Below are 16,433 nucleotides of genomic sequence, written 5' to 3' on the forward strand. Positions count from 1 at the left end.
GATGGCCCGACCGCCGTTCGTCGATGCGCATCTGCACCTCTGGGACAGGGATGGCCTGCGCTATCCTTGGCTCGACGAGCCCGACACCGCGCCGATCGCCGCTACCTATACGGTCGCGCACCACTGCGCGGCGGCGGCGGCGTGGAATCTGGTCGGCGCGGTGCATATCGACGCGGGCGCGCACCGCGACGACGGCGAGCGCGAGACCGACTGGCTCAACGCGGTCGCCGACACGCATGGCCTGCCCGACGCCATCATCGCACGCGTCGAACTCGACGATCCCGACGTCGAGGCGCTGCTGGCCCGGCAGGCCGCGCGACCACGCGTCCGCGGCATCCGCCACCTCGTCAACTGGCATCCCGATGCCGTGCGGCAAGCCTATCCGCGTGACCTGACGATCGATCCGGCGTGGCGACGCGGCTTCGGCCTGCTCGCCGACCACGCGCTCAGCTACGATTTCCACGGCTTCCCCGCGCAGCTTGCCGGGCTGGTCGAGATCGCCGCGCTCCACCCGAGCGTTCCCGTCATCGTCAATCATCTCGGGCTGCCGATCCCCGGCGACGGGCTCGACCAATGGCGTGCCGGGGTAACCGCGCTGGCGGCGATGCCGCAGGTGTCGATCAAGCTGTCGGGCGCCGGCTTCATCCACGCGCCGTTCGACCCCGCCGCCTTTGCCGACATCGTCGCCGAGGTGATCGACCTGTTCGGCACCCGCCGCGTGATGGTCGCCACCAATTTCCCCACCGACCGCCTGTTCGCGACGCTGGACGAGACGCTCGGCGCCTATGAGGCCCTGCTCGCCGGCCGCAGCGACGACGAGCGCGCCGACCTGTGGGGCCGCAACGCCAACCGCATCTATCGACTGGACCTGGACCTTTGACGCATATTCCCCACCGGCCGATCGGCCGCACCGCGCTGTCGGTGCCCGAACTCGGCTTCGGTGCCGCCTCGCTCGGCAATCTCTACGCGCCGGTCGCCGACGCCGATGCGCGCGCCGCGGTCGATGCCGCGCTCGCCGCGGGTCTACGCTATGTCGACACCGCGCCGCATTACGGCCGCGGGCTGTCCGAACGGCGCGTCGGCGATGCGCTGCGGTTGCAGCCGGATACCGTCGTCTCGACCAAGGTCGGTCGGTTGATGGACCCCGATGCCTCGATCACCGATGATCGGGAACGCGACGGCTTCCGCTCGCCGATGCCGTTCCGGATGCGCTACGACTACACGCATGACGGCATCCTGCGCAGCCACGAGCACAGCCTGCAGCGGCTGGGCGTGGCGAAGATCGACCTGCTCTATGTCCACGACATCGGGCGGTACACGCATGGCAACGCTGCGGACGGCTATTGGCAGCAGCTCACTAACGGCGGCGGCCTCAAGGCGCTCGAGCGGCTGCGCGACGAAGGCACGATCACGGGCTTCGGCATCGGCGTCAACGAGATCCAGGTCTGCCTCGACGTAATGGCCGAGGCACGGCTCGACGCGATCCTGCTCGCCGGGCGCTATACATTGCTCGAACAGGATGCGCTCGACGCGCTGTTCCCGGCTTGCGCGGCGGCGGGGACGTCGATCGTGATCGGCGGTCCGTACAACAGCGGCATCCTCGCGACCGGTACGCGGCGTGGCGGCACGATCCACTATGATTACGGACCCGCGCCGGACCACGTGCTGGCACGCGTGCGCGGAATCGAGGCGATCGCCGACCGCCACGCCGTCGCTCTGCCCGCCGCCGCGCTCGCGTTCGTCCTCGCGCATCCGCTCGTCGCCAGCGTCATTCCGGGCATCGGCAGCGCGGCGCGCGTGACGCAGACGGTCGACCTGTATCACGCGTCGACTCCGCCCGCATTCTGGGAGGACTTGCGCGCCGAAGGGCTGCTGCGCGGCGATGCGCCGGTGCCGGAGTTTGCGGCATGACCGCCGCCGCGATCCGCCTGTCGCCCAGCGACAATGTCGCGGTAGCCTGCCGCAACCTGATCCCCGGCGAGACGATCGTGGTCGAGGGCACCACGCTGGCGATCACCGAAAAGGTCGATCTCGGTCATAAGATCGCAGTCTCGTCCTTGAAAACGCGCGACAAGATCGTCAAATATGGCATGCCGATCGGGTCGGCCACGGCGGACGTGCCCGCGGGCGGCTGGGTGCACATGCATAATATGCAAAGCGACTATATCCCCGCGCACCTGCGTGACGCGGCAGGAGATCATTCATGAACGACGCGGTGCAGACCTTTGGGGTCCAGACCACTGGGGCTCAGGACTATGTGGCCCAGAACGACGGGACGATGACCGGCTGGCTGCGCGCCGATGGCCGCAAGGGCATCCGCGATGCCATCGTGGTCGTCTATCTGGTCGAATGCGCGCATCACGTCGCGCGCCGGATCGTCGACAAGATCGACGATCCGCGCGTTCAGCTGATCGGCTTTCCCGGCTGCTATCCCAACGACTACGCGCTGGCGATGATGAAGGCGCTGACCACGCACCCCAATGTCGGCGGAGTCGTGCTGTTGTCGCTCGGCTGCGAGAGCTTCAACCGCGAACTGCTCGGGGCGAACGCGCGGGAGCAGGGCCGGCCGGTCGAGACGGTGGTGATCCAGCAGGTCGGCGGCACCGGCCCCGCGATCGCAGCGGGGATGGCGGCGGTCGAACGCGTCCGTGCCGAAGCCGACGCGCGCGCGCGCCGCGTGCCGATGGCGATGTCGGAACTGGTGATCGGCACGATCTGCGGCGGGTCCGACGGGACCAGCGGGATCACCGGCAACCCGGCGGTCGGCCGCGCCTTCGATACGCTGATCGACGCGGGGGCGGCCTGCATCTTCGAGGAAACCGGCGAGATGATCGGCTGCGAAGGCCATATGGCGAGCCGCGCCGCGACACCCGCGGTGGCGGACGCGCTGATCGCGTCGGTCCACAAGGCCGAGCTCTATTACCGCGCGATGGGCTATGGCAGCTTTGCCCCCGGCAATGCCGAGGGCGGCCTGTCGAGCCAGGAGGAGAAGTCCGCCGGCGCCTATGCCAAGTCCGGTAGCCGCCCGATCGACGGCGTGATCGATCCGGCCGAACTGGTGCCGGGGCCAGGCCTCTATCTGCTTGACGTGGTGCCACCGGGCGATCCGAAGTTCGGCTTTCCCAACATCGTCGACAACGCCGAGATCGGCGAGCTGATGGCGAGCGGCGCGCATATCAACCTGTTCGTCACCGGCCGCGGCTCGGTGGTCGGCTCGGCGATCTCACCGGTCGTGAAGATCTGTGCCAATCCCGACACCTATCGGCGGATGGCCGACGACATGGACGTCGATGCCGGCCGCATCCTCGAGGGGCGCGGTACGCTGGACGAGGTCGGCGCCGAGATTGTCGACCTGATCATCGGCATCGCGAACGGCGCGCAGACCAAGTCCGAAGAGCTGGGTCATTCCGAATTCATCCTGACATACAAGGCGTCGGGACCAGCTCGCCCCGCTGTGTGTCACTGAGTCAGGCGTTGGCGGCGCGCGTCAGGCTGAGGAACACGTCCTCGAGATCGGGTTCCTTGGTCGAGACGTCGACGATCCCGAATCCGACGGACTGGACTGCGGCGAGGACTTCGCCGGCGTTCACACGGTCCTTCTTGTAAGTGATCTCCAGCGTCCGCGTGCCCATCAGCGTGATCTTCTGGAAGCAGGCGTTGGCGGGAATGTCGGTCACGTCGCGGTCGACGGTGACCGCGACGATCTTCTCCTGCGCCTTGCCGACCAGTTCGCGGGTCGGTTCGTTCGCGATCAGGCGGCCGTTGTTGATGATCGCGATCCGATCGCAGAGTTCCTCGGCTTCCTCGAGGTAATGCGTGGTGAGCACCACCGTGACGCCGGCCTGGTTGAGGCTGCGGACATAGGTCCAGAGCTGCTGGCGTAGCTCGATATCGACGCCCGCGGTCGGCTCGTCGAGGACGAGGACGGGGGGCGAGTGGACCATCGCCTTCGCCACCATCAGCCGGCGCTTCATCCCGCCCGACAGCGTTCGTGCGTAGGCGTGCGCCTTGTCCTCGAGATGCACGGCGCGGAGCAGTTCCATCGTGCGGCGCTTCGCCTTGGGGACGCCGTAAAGGCCGGCCTGGATCTCCAGCGTCTCGAACGGCGAGAAGAACGGGTCGAACAGGATCTCCTGGTTGACGATCCCGATCGACGCCTTGGCGTTGCGTGGGTGTTCGTCGATGTCGAAGCCCCAGATCGCAGCGCTGCCCTCGGTCTTGTTGACGAGCCCGGCGAGGATGTTGATCAGCGTCGACTTGCCTGCACCGTTGGGGCCGAGCAGGCCGAAGATCTGCCCGCGCGGCACGTCGAACGTCACCCCGTCGAGCGCGCGCTTACCGCCCGCATAGGTCTTGCAAAGGTTCGAGATTGCGATCGCAGCTTCGGTCATGGCTGCGGCATAGCGGGGGCCGCAGGGCGGGTCATCCCCCGACGATCAAAGAAGATTGGTTCGCGCAGAGGCGCAGAGGCGCGGAGATGTTGCGCTTGTCGCGAGGCAACTCCGATTCCAATACACGATGTTAGGTATCAGGCGCTCGTTCCGAGCGAACCATCTCCGCGCCTCTGCGCCTCTGCGCGAACCATTCCTTCTATTAATCACAGTTGAGTGGGGGGAGACGGAAGAACCAATTGCCCGGCCCGCGCGCGCTTGCTATCGCGCCCTCATGCATCCGCCGCTCGAAACCACCCGCGTCACCCACGCCCGCGTCGCCTGCGATGGCGCCACCGACATTCCCGGCGGTGCGGCACTCGGCCATCCGCGCGTCTGGTTGCAGATCGACGAGACGGGATACGTCGATTGCGGTTATTGCGACCGCCGCTTCATCCTGGTCGGCGGTGCTGCCGATGGCGCGGACCAGTCGACTTTGCGTGATCACGGGGATGGCGCAGGGCGCTAAGCCGCTTATATCTATCGGATGACGATAGCAGCAGACCCCCGTTCGTTCCTCTACCGCGATACCCTGGATCCCGAACAGGCGCAGGCACTGACCGCCAAGGCGCTCGGCAGGGCTGACGACGGCGAGCTGTATCTCCAGTATCGCAAGGCCGAGGCGTTCGGTTTCGACGACGGCCGGCTGAAGACCGCCTCCTACGACACGAGTTCGGGCTTTGGCCTGCGCGCCGTCTCGGGCGAGATGACGGCGTTCGCGCATTCGAACGAGATGACCCCCGCCGCAATCCGTCGCGCCGCCGAGACGATGGCGCTGATCGAGCCGGGGGTCGCCGCGAAGGCCGGTCCGCCGCAGGGCACCAACCGCCACCGCTACACCGCCGCCGACCCGCTCGACCTCGTACCATTCGCCGACAAGGTGAACCTTTGCCAGACGATCGACGCCGCCGCCCGCGCCCGCGATCCGCGCGTCGCGCAGGTGTCGGTCAGCCTGTCGGGGACATGGTCGGTGGTCGAGATCGTCCGCGCGGACGGTTTCGTCGCGACCGATGTGCGGCCCCTGGTGCGCCTCAACGTATCGATCGTCGCCGAACAGAATGGCCGTCGTGAAACGGGCAGCTACGGGATCGGCGGCCGCTATCTCTACAACGACCTGTTCGAGCCGGTGACGTACAACCGCGCGATCGACGAGGCCTTGTCGCAAGCGCTGGTAAACCTCGACTCGATTGCTGCCCCGGCAGGTGAGATGACCGTGCTGCTCGGCAATGGCTGGCCCGGCATCCTGCTGCACGAGGCGATCGGTCATGGTCTCGAAGGCGACTTCAACCGCAAGGGCACGTCGGCCTTCTCAGGCCGGATCGGCGAGCGCGTTGCGGCGCCGGGCGTGACGGTGGTCGACGACGGATCGCTCCAGGATCGCCGCGGATCGCTGACGATCGACGACGAGGGCACGCCGACGCGCGAGACCGTGCTGATCGAGGACGGCATCCTCAAGGGGTATATGCAGGACCGCCTCAACGCGCGGCTGATGGGCGTCGAGGCAACCGGCAACGGTCGTCGCGAGAGCTACGCGCACGCACCGATGCCGCGGATGACCAACACCTTCATGAAGGCGGGCAACGACGATCCCGCCGAGCTTCTGTCGCGCGTGAAGAAGGGCATTTTCGCCAAGGCGTTCGGTGGCGGGCAGGTCGACATCGTCTCGGGCAAGTTCGTGTTCAGCTGCACCGAGGCGTATCTGATCGAGGACGGCAAGCTCGGCGCCCCGATCAAGGGCGCGACGCTGATCGGCGACGGCCCGAGTTCGCTGACCAAGGTCCGCGGGATCGGCAACGACTTCGCGCTCGACGAAGGTATCGGGATCTGCGGCAAGGGAGGGCAGTCGGTGCCGGCTGGCGTCGGGCAGCCTACATTGCTGGTCGACGGGCTTACGGTCGGGGGGACGGCGGCTTAAAACCCGGAGATCAACATATCGAGCGCAGCCTTGATCTCGAACTGTGCTGCGTCGAGTGTAGTGACGGTATCTTCGATATCGCAGACATCGATCGCCCGCGCTAGCGGCGTGATCATGGTCAGTGCCGCGCCGTCGATAACGAAGGTCGGCGTCAGCCTCTTGAGTGCGACGGTGTCGATCGGGCGAAGCGGCACCACGAAGCGGGTCGGCAAATCAGCCAGAAGATCAGACTGGCAATCGATCACCAGCACGTTGCCGCGAACGCGGTAAACGTCGAACTGTGCCAATCAGAGCGGCCGCAGATGCGCGAGCGGATCGCCGTTCTTTTCGTACCAGTGGTTCCAGTCCTCGATCGCCTCGCGATTTTCTTCCTTCCAGCGCCGCTCCTGTTCGACTTTCGTTGCGTGCCTGATAGCGTGTTCGCTGATCTGGGAGAGGTTGAGCCCTGCCTCCCGTGCCGCCGCTACGATGCCGGTATCCAGCGACATATTGACCGATTTGCGCTTGCCGGTGGCAATGGGATCATGTTTCATGCGCACAGCCTATGCGCAGGCAGAGTGCGCGTCAATTCGGAGCCGATCGATGGAATTCTTCTCCGCACTCACCGACGATCACCGCGCGTTCGTTGCCCGCCAGCCGGTGTTTTTCGTAGCGACGGCCGCCGAGGGCGCGCGGATCAATCTCAGTCCCAAGGGCATGGACAGCTTTCGCGTACTCGATCCGAAGACGGTCGCGTATCTCGACGTCGGCGGGTCGGGGAACGAGACCAACGCGCATCTGGGCGCGGACGGGCGCATCACGATCATGTTCTGCGCGTTCGACCAGCCGGCGCTGATCTTCCGCATTTATGGCACGGGCCGCGCGGTGTTGCCGCAGGATGACGGCTGGGACAACCTGTATGGACAGTTCACGCCGCTGCCGGGGACGCGGCAGATCTTCGTGATCGAAGTCGACGAGGTGCAGACGAGTTGCGGTTGGGGCGTGCCGTTCATGACTTTGGACCGCGAGCGCCAGACGCTGTCGAAATATCACGCAGCGCAGACGGGGACCGAGCGGCTGGCGAAATGGGCGGGGCGGACCACGAGCATCGACGGGCTGCCGGTACGAGTCGCGACCGTGTTGCCGGACTGTGCCGGAGAATGAGCCTCGTCGAACTGGGGCGGTACGGCCGCAACGAGGCGCATATCATCGTCGGGCGGCTCGAGAGCGAAGGCATCCCGGCGATCGCGTTCGATGGTGGGATGTCGATCATGGAGGGGAGCTGGTTGCTGATCCCGGTCCGCGTGATGGTCGACGAGGACGATCTAGAAGAGGCTAGGGGGCTTTTGGCGGGGTGAGCGAGTGCGTTAGGCGCTGGCAGGAAACCGCCGACCTAGCCCCCGGATCGTCATTCCCGCGCAGGCGGGAACCCATACTGGCAAAGCTCGCGAGCTAATCGACAACCTTTGAGCATATGGGTCCCCGCTTCCGCGGGGATGACGACAAGTTGGGATCGCCCGCGCCAATTACCAGCGTATCGGAGGGCGGCGTCTCGGCCGCCCTCCGCCAAGATCAGCCCCCAGCGCTAACCCGCCAGATCGCATTGCCGACGTCGTCCGCGACCAGCAGGGCGCCGGTCTTGTCGGTGATGACGCCGACCGGGCGACCCTGCGCATCGCCGTCCTTGTTGAGGAATCCGCTCAGCACGTCGATCGGCTTGGCGTTCGCTGCCGGGAAGCCGGTGTCGCCGAACGGCACGTAGACGACCTTGTAGCCCGATACCGGCTTGCGGTTCCACGAGCCGTGCTCGCCGACGAACGCGCCGTTGGCGAACTTGTCGCCCAGCTTGGCGTCGGCGGAGAAGGTCAGGCCGAGCGCGGCGACGTGCGGACCGAGCGCGAAATCGGGACGCTTCGCATATTGCTGGAGCGCGGGGTTCTTCGGCTCGACCCGGTCGTCGGGATAGCCGCCCCAATAATACCAGGGCCAGCCGAAATTATCGCCGAACTCGACCTGAGTCAGGTAATCCGGCGCAAGGTCGGAGCCGAGCATGTCGCGCTCGTTGACGACGGTCCACAGCCCGCCCGACTTGGGATTGATCGCCATGCCGTTCGGGTTGCGCAGGCCGGCCGCGTAGATCCGCCAGTTCTTGTCCTTCGGCCAAACCTGCAGGATGTTGGCGCGGTATTTCTCGGCGTCCATGCCGTTCTCGGCGATGTTCGAGGACGATCCGACGCCGACGTAGAGCGTCTTGCCATCCGCCGCGGTGATGACGTTGCGCGCCCAGTGATTGCCGCCGGGATTGAGCTTGATGACGAGCTCGGGCTTGGCGGTGATCTTCGTCTGGCCGTCGACATAAGGCACGCGGACCAGCGCGTCGGTGTTGCCGATATAGAGCTGGCCGTCGAGCAGGGTCATACCGAACGGCGAGTTGAGGCCGGTCATGAACACCGACTTCGTCTCCGCCACGCCGTCGCCGTTCGCGTCGCGCAGCAGCGTGATCCGGTTGGCCGACGGCACGCCCGCACCGGCGCGGCCCATCAACACCTTCATCACCCAGCCGGTGATCCCGCCGCCCTCGCGCGGGGGCGAGTTGGTTTCCGCTACCAGCACGTCGCCATTGGGCAGGCGGTACATCCAGCGCGGATGATCGAGCCCGGTCGCGAACGGCTTCACCGCCAAGCCGGCGGCGGGCGTCGGCATCGCGCCGTTCTGCCAGCCGACGACCTTGGCGACCTTGACGGTCGGGATCGTCTGGACGCGGGGATCGGTGATCTTGGGCAGCTTGCCGGCGACCTGATCGACCGACAATTTGGCGGTGTCGGGCCAGGCGAGATACGTGACGCCCGCGGCGATCACGAGCACGATCAGGCCCAGGACGATGAGGATGTGTTTGCGCATCGGGGGAGATTAGGGGGGCGAGAGGGCCGGGGCAATGGCCACGGCAAGCTCGCCGTCATCCCAATGCCCGCCGCGTCCGTCATCCCAGCGAAAGCTGGGATATCTGTGAGGCAGGGGTGGGCGCCTGAACCGGGAGATCCCAGCGTTCGCTGGGATGACGGGTGAGGGGCGGTCGAGGGGAGCGACCCTCCCCCCTGGCGGGGAGGGTCGTGACGTCAATCGTCATCCTCGACCGGCGCGACCGGCGGGTGCAACCGTAAGCGGTTGATGCGGCGTTCGTCGGCTTCGATGACCTCGAGCTTCCAGCCGCTGGGGTGGTCGATGCACTCGCCGATCTGCGGCACATGCCCGGCGAGCAGCGCCGCGAGCCCGCCGAGCGTGTCGATGTCGCCGTCGACTTCCGCCAGCCGCGGATCGATCAGTTCGGCGGCGTCCTCCAGTTCGGCGCGCGCGTCGACGTCCCAGGCGCCACCCTCGATCGGCGTCATCAGCACCTGTGGCGCATCGTCATGCTCGTCCTCGATATCGCCGACGATCTCCTCGATCAGGTCCTCGAACGTGACGAGCCCCTCGGTGCCCGAATATTCGTCGAGCACGATCGTCAGGTGGACATGCTTCTGCCGCATGTCCGCGAGCAGATCGAGCGCACCGCGCGACATCGGCGCGTAGAGCGGCTCGCGGATCAGCCCGGCGATCGACGCGGGATGCTCGGCGCCAGTCGCGAGGATGTTGAAGACGTCCTTGATGTGGACCATGCCGATGATCGTATCGAGGTTGTCGCGGTACACCGGCAGGCGGCTGTGCCCGGCTTCGGCGAACAGCTTCACCAGATCGGCGAACGGCGTGCCTTCCTCGACCGCGATGATGTCCGCGCGCGGCACGCCGACGTCGCCGGCATCGCGCTCGCTGAAGTGGAGCAGGTTGCGGACCATCTGGCGCTCCAGCGGCGTGAGATCACCTTTCGCATCGGGGGCGGGATCGCCCTCGTGCCGGTCGATCGCATCCTCGAGCTGGTCGCGCAGTGATTCGTCTTGAGCACCGAAGATCAGGCTCTTCAGCCCGCGCCAGATACTGTCGGTACTATCGCCGTTTCCGGCATTGGGGCCATCGGCCATCGTGGTCGTCAGTCCTCTGTGATGAGATAGGGGTCGTGTAGACCAAGTGCGGAAAGCGCGTCGCGCTCGATCTGCTCCATGCCCTCGGCCTCGTCGTCGTCGATATGGTCATAGCCTAGCAGATGCAGCGTGCCGTGCACCATCAGATGCATCGCGTGATCCTCGACCGAAATGCCGCGCTCTGCCGCCTCCGCGACGCAGACGCCGTGCGCGAGGATGATGTCGCCGAGCAACACCTCGCCGTCGTCGGAATTCTGGCTCATCGTGTTCAGCAGGTCGGGCTGCACCATCGGAAAGGACAGGACGTTGGTCGGCTTGTCCTTCTGCCGGTATTGTCTGTTGAGCGTGTGGACCTCGTCGTCGGAGGCGAGGCGGATCGAGATTTCGACGGTGGCTGCGCCGGTCAGCAGTTCGCCGTGCGGGGTCCGCTCGATCGCCGCGGTCGCTGCGCGCAGAGCGAGCGCGTCCCAGTCCTGCTCAGGCCAGGGGGCGTCGGAAGAGAGCGCGATTTCGAGCATGCAGGTCCTTCAGGCGAGATCGTCAGGGCGAAATCATTACCCGCGAACGGAAGTTCCGCACCAGCGCGTTTATCATCGATCCCGCAGGCGGCCGGCGAGAAAATCGATCAGCGCCTCGACTCTGGCCGGACGCAGCGGGCTGGGCGGTGTCAGCAGGTGAAGCCCGATCGGGGCGGGTGCCCAGTCGTCGAGGATCGTCACGAGCGCACCGCTGGCAAGATGCGCACTGACGATGAACTCGGGCAGCCGTGCGATGCCGAGGCCGGCGATCAGCGATGGGAGGATCGCCTCGCCGCTGTTGGCGGTCAGCGGGCCCTGTGCGCGTACCGACACCTCGCCACCGCCGGGGCCGTGAAAGCGCCACGGCCCGACGACATTCGAATAGCCGAACAGCTTATGCTCGCCGAGCTGCGCCGGATGGGTCGGCGTTCCGTGCGTCGCCAGATAGCGCGGCGCCGCGACGAGATGCGCCTGGATCGTGCACAGTCGACGCGCGCGGAGCGAGCTGTCGGGCAGTTCGGCGATCCGCAACGCGACGTCGAACCCTTCCGCGACGATATCGACGCGCGCGTCAGACAGATGCAGGTCGACTTCGATGCCGGGATGCGCGGTGAGAAACTCGGCGAGCAACGGCGCGACGTTGGTGATCCCGAAGCTCATCGGTGCGGCAAGCCGAACGCGGCCGGTCGGGGCGCTGGCCGCGTCGTTGGCCGATTCCTCCGCGAGCCGCGCTTCGGCCAGAATGCGCGCGGCATGTTCGGCGAGCGGCTTGCCCGCCTCGGTCAGCGCGAGCCTGCGCGAGGTGCGGTGGAACAGCGACTGGCCGAGATGCGCCTCCAGCCGGGTAATCGCCTTGGAGACGGTCGCCTTGCTCAGGCCGATCGCATCGGCGGCGGCGCTGAACGACTTGTGCTCGACGACGCTGGCGAAAATCGCCCAGGCTTCGAGATCGGGCAGGCGCATGGGGGGCTCCTTTACTGAATCCTCCCCCGCCAGGGGGAGGTGGCTGGCTTTTGCCAGACGGAGGGGGAGGTAACGACGACATCTGTTGCGTGTCCTCCCCCTCCGACGCCTTTGGCGCCACCTCCCCCTGGCGGGGAGGCTTACATGCTGATCGTCACGCTAGCACCGAAACGATCGGTTTCCAGCGTTTCTATTTACGGCGTGATTGGCGCCCCTATCTTGGGACCAACCAGTGGAGACATCCCATGACGACCACGACCTTTGCTAAAGTAGACCGCCGCCCCTTCGAAAGCCTCGGCCATGCCGATCACGGCTGGCTGAACGCGCGCCATCATTTCTCGTTCGCGAGCTATTATGATCCGGCCCGGATGGGTTGGGGCGCGATCCGGGTGTGGAACGACGACCAGATCGCCGCCAACTCCGGCTTCCCGCCGCATCCGCATCAGGACATGGAGATCATCACCTATGTCCGCTCCGGTGCGATCACGCACCAGGATTCGCTCGGCAACAAGGGCCGTACCGAGGCGGGCGACGTCCAGGTGATGAGCGCGGGCACCGGCGTGCGGCATGCCGAATACAACCTCGAGCCCGAGACGACGACGATCTTCCAGATCTGGATCGAGCCATCGCGCAAGGGCGGCTCGCCAAGCTGGGGCGCCAAGCCGTTCCCCAAGGGCGAGCGGTCTGGCCAGTTCGTGACTCTCGCCAGCGGGTTCGAGGGCGACGGCGACGCGCTGCCGATCCGCGCCAACGCCCGCGTGCTGGCGGCGACGCTGAAGGCCGGCGACAGCGTCGACTATGCGATCGAGGACGGACGTCACGTCTATCTGGTCCCCGCCACCGGGGCGATCACGATCGGCGACGAAGCGTTCAGCGCGCGCGACGGTGCGGCGCTGCTCGGCGGCCAGACCGTCACGATCACGGCACAGGATGATGCCGAGATCGTTCTGGTCGACTCGGAGTAAGGCTTCTTTCCCTTCCCGCTCGCGGGAGGGGGCAGGGGGTGGGCTCGCGCTCACCTCGAAAGATACGGTAGCCGACGATACGCTTTCAGCCCGGATCGCTTGCCGAAGCCGGGCGCCCACCCCCCAGCCCCCTCCCGCTTGCGGGAGGGGGAGCCTAGAAGGAAACACATATGACCAAGGTTCTCGTGCTCTATTACTCGTCCTACGGCCATATCGAGCAGATGGCCGACGCGGTCGCTGAAGGCGCGCGGGCCGGTGGTGCCGACGTCGACATCCGCCGCGTCGCCGAAACCGCACCGCAGGCGGTGGTCGAGGCCGCACACTTCAAGACCGACACCGCGCATGCCGAGATCGAAGGCCCCGACGCGCTGGTCAACTATGACGCGATCATCGTCGGTGCGCCGACGCGCTTCGGCCGGATGCCCGCGCAGATGGCGCAGTTCTGGGACACGACCGGCGCGCAGTGGTTCTCGGGCGCGCTGGTCGGCAAGGTCGGCGGCGCGTTCACCTCGACCGCCAGCCAGCATGGCGGTCAGGAGACGACGCTGTTTTCGATCCTGACCAACCTGCTGCACCACGGCATGACGATCGTCGGGCTCGACTATGGCTTCCAGGCGCAGATGGGCGTCGACGCGGTCAAGGGCGGTTCGCCCTACGGCGCGACGACGATCTCGGACGGCGACGGCAGCCGCATGCCGAGCCCCGCGGAACTCGATGGCGCCCGCTATCAGGGCAAACGCATCGCCGAGACCGCGGCGAAGCTCGCAGCCTGACCTAAAATCTCCCTCCCCTTCAGGGGAGGGTTGGGGTGGGGCCTATCCACCGACGCTGCGCGCGTGGCGAGGCCCCACCCCCTGCCCCCCCTGAAGGGAGGGGTTTTCGCTCACGTTATGCCTCGTCCTTGCCCTCATACGCCTCGACCACCCGCCCGACGATCGGATGACGGACGACGTCGCCGACGGTGAAGCGGCACATCGAGATGCTCTCGATCCCCTCCAGCCGTCGGACCGCATCGCCCAGCCCCGACGCCGCGACTCCGCCCGGAATATCCACCTGCTTCGGATCGCCGCAGATCACCATCCGGCTGTTTTGGCCGAAGCGAGTCAGAAACATCTTCATCTGCGCCGGCGTCGTGTTCTGTGCCTCGTCGAGGATCACGAACGCGTCGGCCAGCGTGCGGCCGCGCATGAAGGCGATCGGCGCGACCTCGATCTCGCCGCTCGCGATGCGGCGCTCGACCTGTTCCGCGGGCAGGCAATCGTACAGCGCGTCGTACAAGGGCCGCAGATACGGATCGACCTTCTCCTTCATGTCGCCGGGCAGGAAGCCCAGCCGCTCGCCGGCTTCGACCGCGGGGCGCGAGAGGATCAGCCGCTGGACGCTGCCGGTGATGAGCTGCTGCACCGCTTGCGCGACGGCCACGTAGGTCTTGCCCGTGCCCGCTGGCCCGAGCGCGAAGATCATGTCGTTGTTGGCCAGCTCGCGCATGTAGTGCGCCTGTGCCGGGGTACGCGGCACGATCGTCTTCTTCCGCGTCCGGATCATGATCGGCGGGGCGCCGCCGCCGCCCGCATCGGCGCGGATGATGCCGGCGAGCACGGGCTCGTCCGCCATCGCGATCGACGCGTCGACCAGGCCGGTGTCGACGTCTTCACCGCGCTGGATGCGGGCGTAGAGATCGTGGAGCACGTCGCGCGCCTTGGCGACCTGTTCGGCGGTCCCCTCCAGCCCGATCTTGTTCCCTCGTGCGGTGATGTAGACGCCGAGGCGATTCTCGAGCGCTACCAGGTTCTGGTCGTACTGGCCGAACAGCCGGACGAGCAATTGGGGCTTGTCGAACAGCAGCTCGACACGGGCACGGTCACCGGACTGGGCGGGAACGGGTTTACGGCTCATACGGTCCTTTCGGGGTGTCAAAGGCTACGCCTGGAAGCGTCGAACCGTAACCTCTGGAAGGAAGATGAGGAGCGGGGCGACGACCTTCAACCAGCGCCGCGACGGCGGTGTGGAAGAGCATCGGATCGCGCGGGCGCAACTGCATCGCCGGCGAGTGTGACAGGGGACCGGAACGGAGGACAGGGGAATCTTTTGGGGTTTGCGGGAAGGCCGGGAGGCGTTGCCTGAAAGCCTCAGGTTGGCGCATGTAAATGAGCGAAATGTCGCGTATGGCGCGGTAATCGAACCAAAACCTGTGCCACCCCGGCGAAGGCCGGGGCCCAATTGGAAAGGTCGAAGTAATCAGGGACCGTCCGTCGTTATTTCCGTTCCCCAATTGGGCCCCGGCCTCCGCCGGGGTGGTAGGGGTGGGGAAGTGGCGAACTAAGCCGCCTCGTGGACGCGCTCCACGCCGGTCAGGGAGTTGGGTCCGGCAGCCGCCAGCGTTACCTCGACCAAGTCCCCGATCGCGTGGTCGCCGATCAGGTGGACCGATTGCAGCCAGGGGGACTTGCCGATCAACTGGCCGGGGAGTTTCCCCGTGCGCTCCAGCAGGACCGGGCACGTCCGCCCCACGGTGGTGGCGTTGAAGGCGTGCTGGTCGCGGTTGAGTGCGGCCTGGAGACGTTGCAGGCGCTCGTCCATCGCCGATTCCGGCACCTGCTCGACGATCGAGGCGGCGGGCGTGCCGGGGCGGGGGCTGTATTTGAAGCTGTACGCCTGCGCGTAGCCTACCGCGTCGACCAGGCTCAGCGTGTCCTCGAACTCGGCGTCAGTCTCGCCGGGGAAGCCGACGATGAAGTCGCCCGATAGCGCGATGTCGGGGCGGACTTCGCGGACCCGGTCGAGCAGGCGGAGATAAGAGTCGCGCGTGTGCGACCGGTTCATCGCCTTCAGCACGCGGTCGCTGCCGGACTGCACGGGCAGATGGAGGAACGGCATCAGGCTCTCGATGTCCCGGTGTGCGTCGATCAGGCCTTGGGTCATGTCGTTGGGGTGGCTGGTGGTATAGCGGATCCGCGCGAGACCTGGGATGCGATCGAGGTCGCGGATCAGGTCGTGCAGACCGCGCTCATTCTCGGACCAGGCGTTGACGTTCTGGCCGAGCAATGTGATCTCGCGCGCGCCGGCATCGACTAGCGCCTTCGCCTCATCGACGATCGCGGCGAACGGCCGGCTGATCTCGGCGCCTCTCGTGTAGGGGACGACGCAATAGGTGCAGAACTTGTCGCACCCTTCCTGCACGGTGAGGAACGCCGAGGGCGCGACCTTGCGCCGGGCGGGGAGCGCGCCGAACTTCGACAGCAGCGGCATGTCGGTGTCGAGCGAGGGGGTGCCCGCGGCGGCCTTCGCGACGAGGTCGGGCAGGTTGTGATAGGCTTGCGGGCCGACGACGATATCGACCTTGGCGCGGGTGAATATCTCCTCGCCCTCGGCCTGCGCGACGCAGCCGGCGACCGCGATCATCGGCGTCTTGCCCGATTTGCGGCGCTGGTCCTTCCGCAGCCGGCCGATGTCCGAATAGACCTTCTCGGTGGCGCGCTCGCGAATGTGACACGTGTTGAGGACGACGACGTCGGCGTCGACCGCGTCGGCTTGCGTCAGGCCCTGCGCGGCCATCAGCTCGGCCATGCGCTCGCCGTCGTAGACGTTCATCTGACAGCCGAACGACTTTACGTGGAAGGTTTTGGGAGGGGACATGCTGGGGGCCG

The 16,433-nt window shown here is 66.6% G+C and carries 19 protein-coding genes; 10 read left to right on the plus strand and 9 right to left on the minus strand.

Annotated elements, in window-relative coordinates; translation table 11 throughout:
- The first annotated feature begins 1 nt into the window (after nucleotide 1).
- The 4 genes from ACLBWL_RS15260 to ACLBWL_RS15275 all read left to right on the plus strand — a co-directional run bounded on the left by ACLBWL_RS15260 (nucleotide 2) and on the right by ACLBWL_RS15275 (nucleotide 3,466).
- Nucleotides 2–880, plus strand: a complete 879-nt coding sequence (locus tag ACLBWL_RS15260; protein ID WP_447794487.1) for an amidohydrolase family protein — start codon at nucleotides 2–4, stop codon at nucleotides 878–880.
- Nucleotides 877–1,911 carry an aldo/keto reductase gene (locus ACLBWL_RS15265; protein ID WP_447794489.1) on the plus strand — a complete coding sequence of 345 codons (1,035 nt, stop codon included), beginning with the start codon at nucleotides 877–879 and terminating at the stop codon, nucleotides 1,909–1,911. The genes ACLBWL_RS15260 and ACLBWL_RS15265 overlap by 4 nt, the downstream gene beginning before the upstream one ends.
- Nucleotides 1,908–2,207, plus strand: coding sequence for a UxaA family hydrolase (locus ACLBWL_RS15270; protein WP_447794490.1), 300 nt, complete (start codon nucleotides 1,908–1,910; stop codon nucleotides 2,205–2,207). The genes ACLBWL_RS15265 and ACLBWL_RS15270 overlap by 4 nt, the downstream gene beginning before the upstream one ends.
- A 71-nt stretch (nucleotides 2,208–2,278) precedes the next feature.
- The gene (locus tag ACLBWL_RS15275) at nucleotides 2,279–3,466 is read left to right on the plus strand and encodes a UxaA family hydrolase (protein ID WP_447795024.1); all 1,188 of its coding nucleotides are present in this window, start codon (nucleotides 2,279–2,281) and stop codon (nucleotides 3,464–3,466) included.
- Between the two features lies 1 nt (nucleotide 3,467).
- Here the strand turns inward: ACLBWL_RS15275 and ACLBWL_RS15280 are convergent, their stop codons facing one another.
- Nucleotides 3,468–4,391, minus strand: a complete 924-nt coding sequence (locus tag ACLBWL_RS15280) for an ABC transporter ATP-binding protein (RefSeq protein ID WP_447794492.1) — start codon at nucleotides 4,389–4,391, stop codon at nucleotides 3,468–3,470.
- Nucleotides 4,392–4,665: 274 nt separating this feature from the next.
- Here ACLBWL_RS15280 and ACLBWL_RS15285 point away from each other — a divergent pair, with 274 nt between their 5' ends.
- Together ACLBWL_RS15285 and tldD are read left to right on the plus strand one after the other, a co-directional pair.
- A complete protein-coding gene (locus ACLBWL_RS15285) occupies nucleotides 4,666–4,899 on the plus strand; it encodes a zinc-finger domain-containing protein (RefSeq protein WP_031393477.1) in 234 nt (77 codons plus the stop codon).
- Between the two features lie 18 nt (nucleotides 4,900–4,917).
- Nucleotides 4,918–6,345, plus strand: a complete 1,428-nt coding sequence (tldD, locus tag ACLBWL_RS15290) for a metalloprotease TldD (protein WP_447794495.1) — start codon at nucleotides 4,918–4,920, stop codon at nucleotides 6,343–6,345.
- Here the strand turns inward: tldD and ACLBWL_RS15295 are convergent.
- Together ACLBWL_RS15295 and ACLBWL_RS15300 are read right to left on the minus strand one after the other, a co-directional pair.
- Nucleotides 6,342–6,632 carry a CcdB family protein gene (locus tag ACLBWL_RS15295; RefSeq protein WP_447794497.1) on the minus strand — a complete coding sequence of 97 codons (291 nt, stop codon included), beginning with the start codon at nucleotides 6,630–6,632 and terminating at the stop codon, nucleotides 6,342–6,344. The two genes, tldD and ACLBWL_RS15295, sit on opposite strands and share 4 nt — an antisense overlap.
- Nucleotides 6,633–6,878: a type II toxin-antitoxin system CcdA family antitoxin gene (locus ACLBWL_RS15300; RefSeq protein WP_447794499.1), complete on the minus strand. Its 246-nt coding sequence runs from the start codon at nucleotides 6,876–6,878 to the stop codon at nucleotides 6,633–6,635.
- A gap of 49 nt (nucleotides 6,879–6,927) precedes the next feature.
- On the opposite strand from ACLBWL_RS15300, the gene ACLBWL_RS15305 reads away from it, so the two are divergent.
- Nucleotides 6,928–7,488 (plus strand): pyridoxamine 5'-phosphate oxidase family protein, encoded by a 561-nt coding sequence (locus ACLBWL_RS15305; protein WP_447794500.1) that lies wholly within the window; start codon nucleotides 6,928–6,930, stop codon nucleotides 7,486–7,488.
- Nucleotides 7,485–7,682: a putative signal transducing protein gene (locus tag ACLBWL_RS15310; RefSeq protein ID WP_447794501.1), complete on the plus strand. Its 198-nt coding sequence runs from the start codon at nucleotides 7,485–7,487 to the stop codon at nucleotides 7,680–7,682. Before ACLBWL_RS15305 ends, ACLBWL_RS15310 begins: the two co-directional genes overlap by 4 nt.
- A 214-nt stretch (nucleotides 7,683–7,896) precedes the next feature.
- On the opposite strand, the gene ACLBWL_RS15315 is transcribed toward ACLBWL_RS15310, so the two are convergent.
- The 4 genes from ACLBWL_RS15315 to ACLBWL_RS15330 all read right to left on the minus strand — a co-directional run bounded on the left by ACLBWL_RS15315 (nucleotide 7,897) and on the right by ACLBWL_RS15330 (nucleotide 11,821).
- Complete coding sequence (locus ACLBWL_RS15315; protein ID WP_447794503.1) at nucleotides 7,897–9,225, minus strand: PQQ-dependent sugar dehydrogenase; 1,329 nt, start codon at nucleotides 9,223–9,225, stop codon at nucleotides 7,897–7,899.
- A gap of 215 nt (nucleotides 9,226–9,440) precedes the next feature.
- Nucleotides 9,441–10,340, minus strand: coding sequence for a hemolysin family protein (locus ACLBWL_RS15320; RefSeq protein WP_447794504.1), 900 nt, complete (start codon nucleotides 10,338–10,340; stop codon nucleotides 9,441–9,443).
- An 8-nt stretch (nucleotides 10,341–10,348) separates the two neighbouring features.
- On the minus strand, nucleotides 10,349–10,858 hold the full coding sequence (ybeY, locus tag ACLBWL_RS15325) for an rRNA maturation RNase YbeY (protein WP_447794506.1): 510 nt from the start codon (nucleotides 10,856–10,858) through the stop codon (nucleotides 10,349–10,351).
- 72 nt (nucleotides 10,859–10,930) lie between these two features.
- Entirely contained in the window at nucleotides 10,931–11,821 is an 891-nt protein-coding gene (locus ACLBWL_RS15330) for a LysR substrate-binding domain-containing protein (RefSeq protein WP_447794508.1), read from the minus strand.
- 245 nt (nucleotides 11,822–12,066) lie between these two features.
- Here ACLBWL_RS15330 and ACLBWL_RS15335 point away from each other — a divergent pair, with 245 nt between their 5' ends.
- Together ACLBWL_RS15335 and wrbA are read left to right on the plus strand one after the other, a co-directional pair.
- Nucleotides 12,067–12,786: a pirin family protein gene (locus ACLBWL_RS15335; protein ID WP_447794510.1), complete on the plus strand. Its 720-nt coding sequence runs from the start codon at nucleotides 12,067–12,069 to the stop codon at nucleotides 12,784–12,786.
- 170 nt (nucleotides 12,787–12,956) lie between these two features.
- On the plus strand, nucleotides 12,957–13,559 hold the full coding sequence (gene wrbA, locus ACLBWL_RS15340) for an NAD(P)H:quinone oxidoreductase (protein ID WP_447794511.1): 603 nt from the start codon (nucleotides 12,957–12,959) through the stop codon (nucleotides 13,557–13,559).
- Nucleotides 13,560–13,674: 115 nt separating this feature from the next.
- Here wrbA and ACLBWL_RS15345 read toward each other — a convergent pair whose 3' ends face one another.
- Nucleotides 13,675–14,682 (minus strand): PhoH family protein, encoded by a 1,008-nt coding sequence (locus tag ACLBWL_RS15345; RefSeq protein ID WP_447794513.1) that lies wholly within the window; start codon nucleotides 14,680–14,682, stop codon nucleotides 13,675–13,677.
- A gap of 423 nt (nucleotides 14,683–15,105) precedes the next feature.
- Complete coding sequence (gene miaB, locus ACLBWL_RS15350) at nucleotides 15,106–16,422, minus strand: tRNA (N6-isopentenyl adenosine(37)-C2)-methylthiotransferase MiaB (protein WP_447794515.1); 1,317 nt, start codon at nucleotides 16,420–16,422, stop codon at nucleotides 15,106–15,108.
- Between the last annotated feature and the right edge of the window lie 11 nt (nucleotides 16,423–16,433).

The organism is Sphingomonas sp. M1A8_2b (assembly GCF_053345535.1).

Excerpts from the sequence above, each read along its gene's own strand:
- ACLBWL_RS15330 (WP_447794508.1), bottom strand. The coding sequence starts at position 11,821 with ATGCGCCTGCCCGATCTCGAAGCCTGGGCGATTTTCGCCAGCGTCGTC.
- ACLBWL_RS15310 (WP_447794501.1), top strand. The coding sequence starts at position 7,485 with ATGAGCCTCGTCGAACTGGGGCGGTACGGCCGCAACGAGGCGCATATC.
- ACLBWL_RS15305 (WP_447794500.1), top strand. The coding sequence starts at position 6,928 with ATGGAATTCTTCTCCGCACTCACCGACGATCACCGCGCGTTCGTTGCC.
- ACLBWL_RS15275 (WP_447795024.1), top strand. The coding sequence starts at position 2,279 with ATGACCGGCTGGCTGCGCGCCGATGGCCGCAAGGGCATCCGCGATGCC.
- ACLBWL_RS15260 (WP_447794487.1), top strand. The coding sequence starts at position 2 with ATGGCCCGACCGCCGTTCGTCGATGCGCATCTGCACCTCTGGGACAGG.
- ACLBWL_RS15280 (WP_447794492.1), bottom strand. The coding sequence starts at position 4,391 with ATGACCGAAGCTGCGATCGCAATCTCGAACCTTTGCAAGACCTATGCG.
- ACLBWL_RS15300 (WP_447794499.1), bottom strand. The coding sequence starts at position 6,878 with ATGAAACATGATCCCATTGCCACCGGCAAGCGCAAATCGGTCAATATG.
- ACLBWL_RS15315 (WP_447794503.1), bottom strand. The coding sequence starts at position 9,225 with ATGCGCAAACACATCCTCATCGTCCTGGGCCTGATCGTGCTCGTGATC.
- ACLBWL_RS15285 (WP_031393477.1), top strand. The coding sequence starts at position 4,666 with ATGCATCCGCCGCTCGAAACCACCCGCGTCACCCACGCCCGCGTCGCC.
- ACLBWL_RS15270 (WP_447794490.1), top strand. The coding sequence starts at position 1,908 with ATGACCGCCGCCGCGATCCGCCTGTCGCCCAGCGACAATGTCGCGGTA.
- ACLBWL_RS15335 (WP_447794510.1), top strand. The coding sequence starts at position 12,067 with ATGACGACCACGACCTTTGCTAAAGTAGACCGCCGCCCCTTCGAAAGC.
- wrbA (WP_447794511.1), top strand. The coding sequence starts at position 12,957 with ATGACCAAGGTTCTCGTGCTCTATTACTCGTCCTACGGCCATATCGAG.
- ACLBWL_RS15320 (WP_447794504.1), bottom strand. The coding sequence starts at position 10,340 with ATGGCCGATGGCCCCAATGCCGGAAACGGCGATAGTACCGACAGTATC.
- tldD (WP_447794495.1), top strand. The coding sequence starts at position 4,918 with ATGACGATAGCAGCAGACCCCCGTTCGTTCCTCTACCGCGATACCCTG.
- miaB (WP_447794515.1), bottom strand. The coding sequence starts at position 16,422 with ATGTCCCCTCCCAAAACCTTCCACGTAAAGTCGTTCGGCTGTCAGATG.
- ybeY (WP_447794506.1), bottom strand. The coding sequence starts at position 10,858 with ATGCTCGAAATCGCGCTCTCTTCCGACGCCCCCTGGCCTGAGCAGGAC.
- ACLBWL_RS15345 (WP_447794513.1), bottom strand. The coding sequence starts at position 14,682 with ATGAGCCGTAAACCCGTTCCCGCCCAGTCCGGTGACCGTGCCCGTGTC.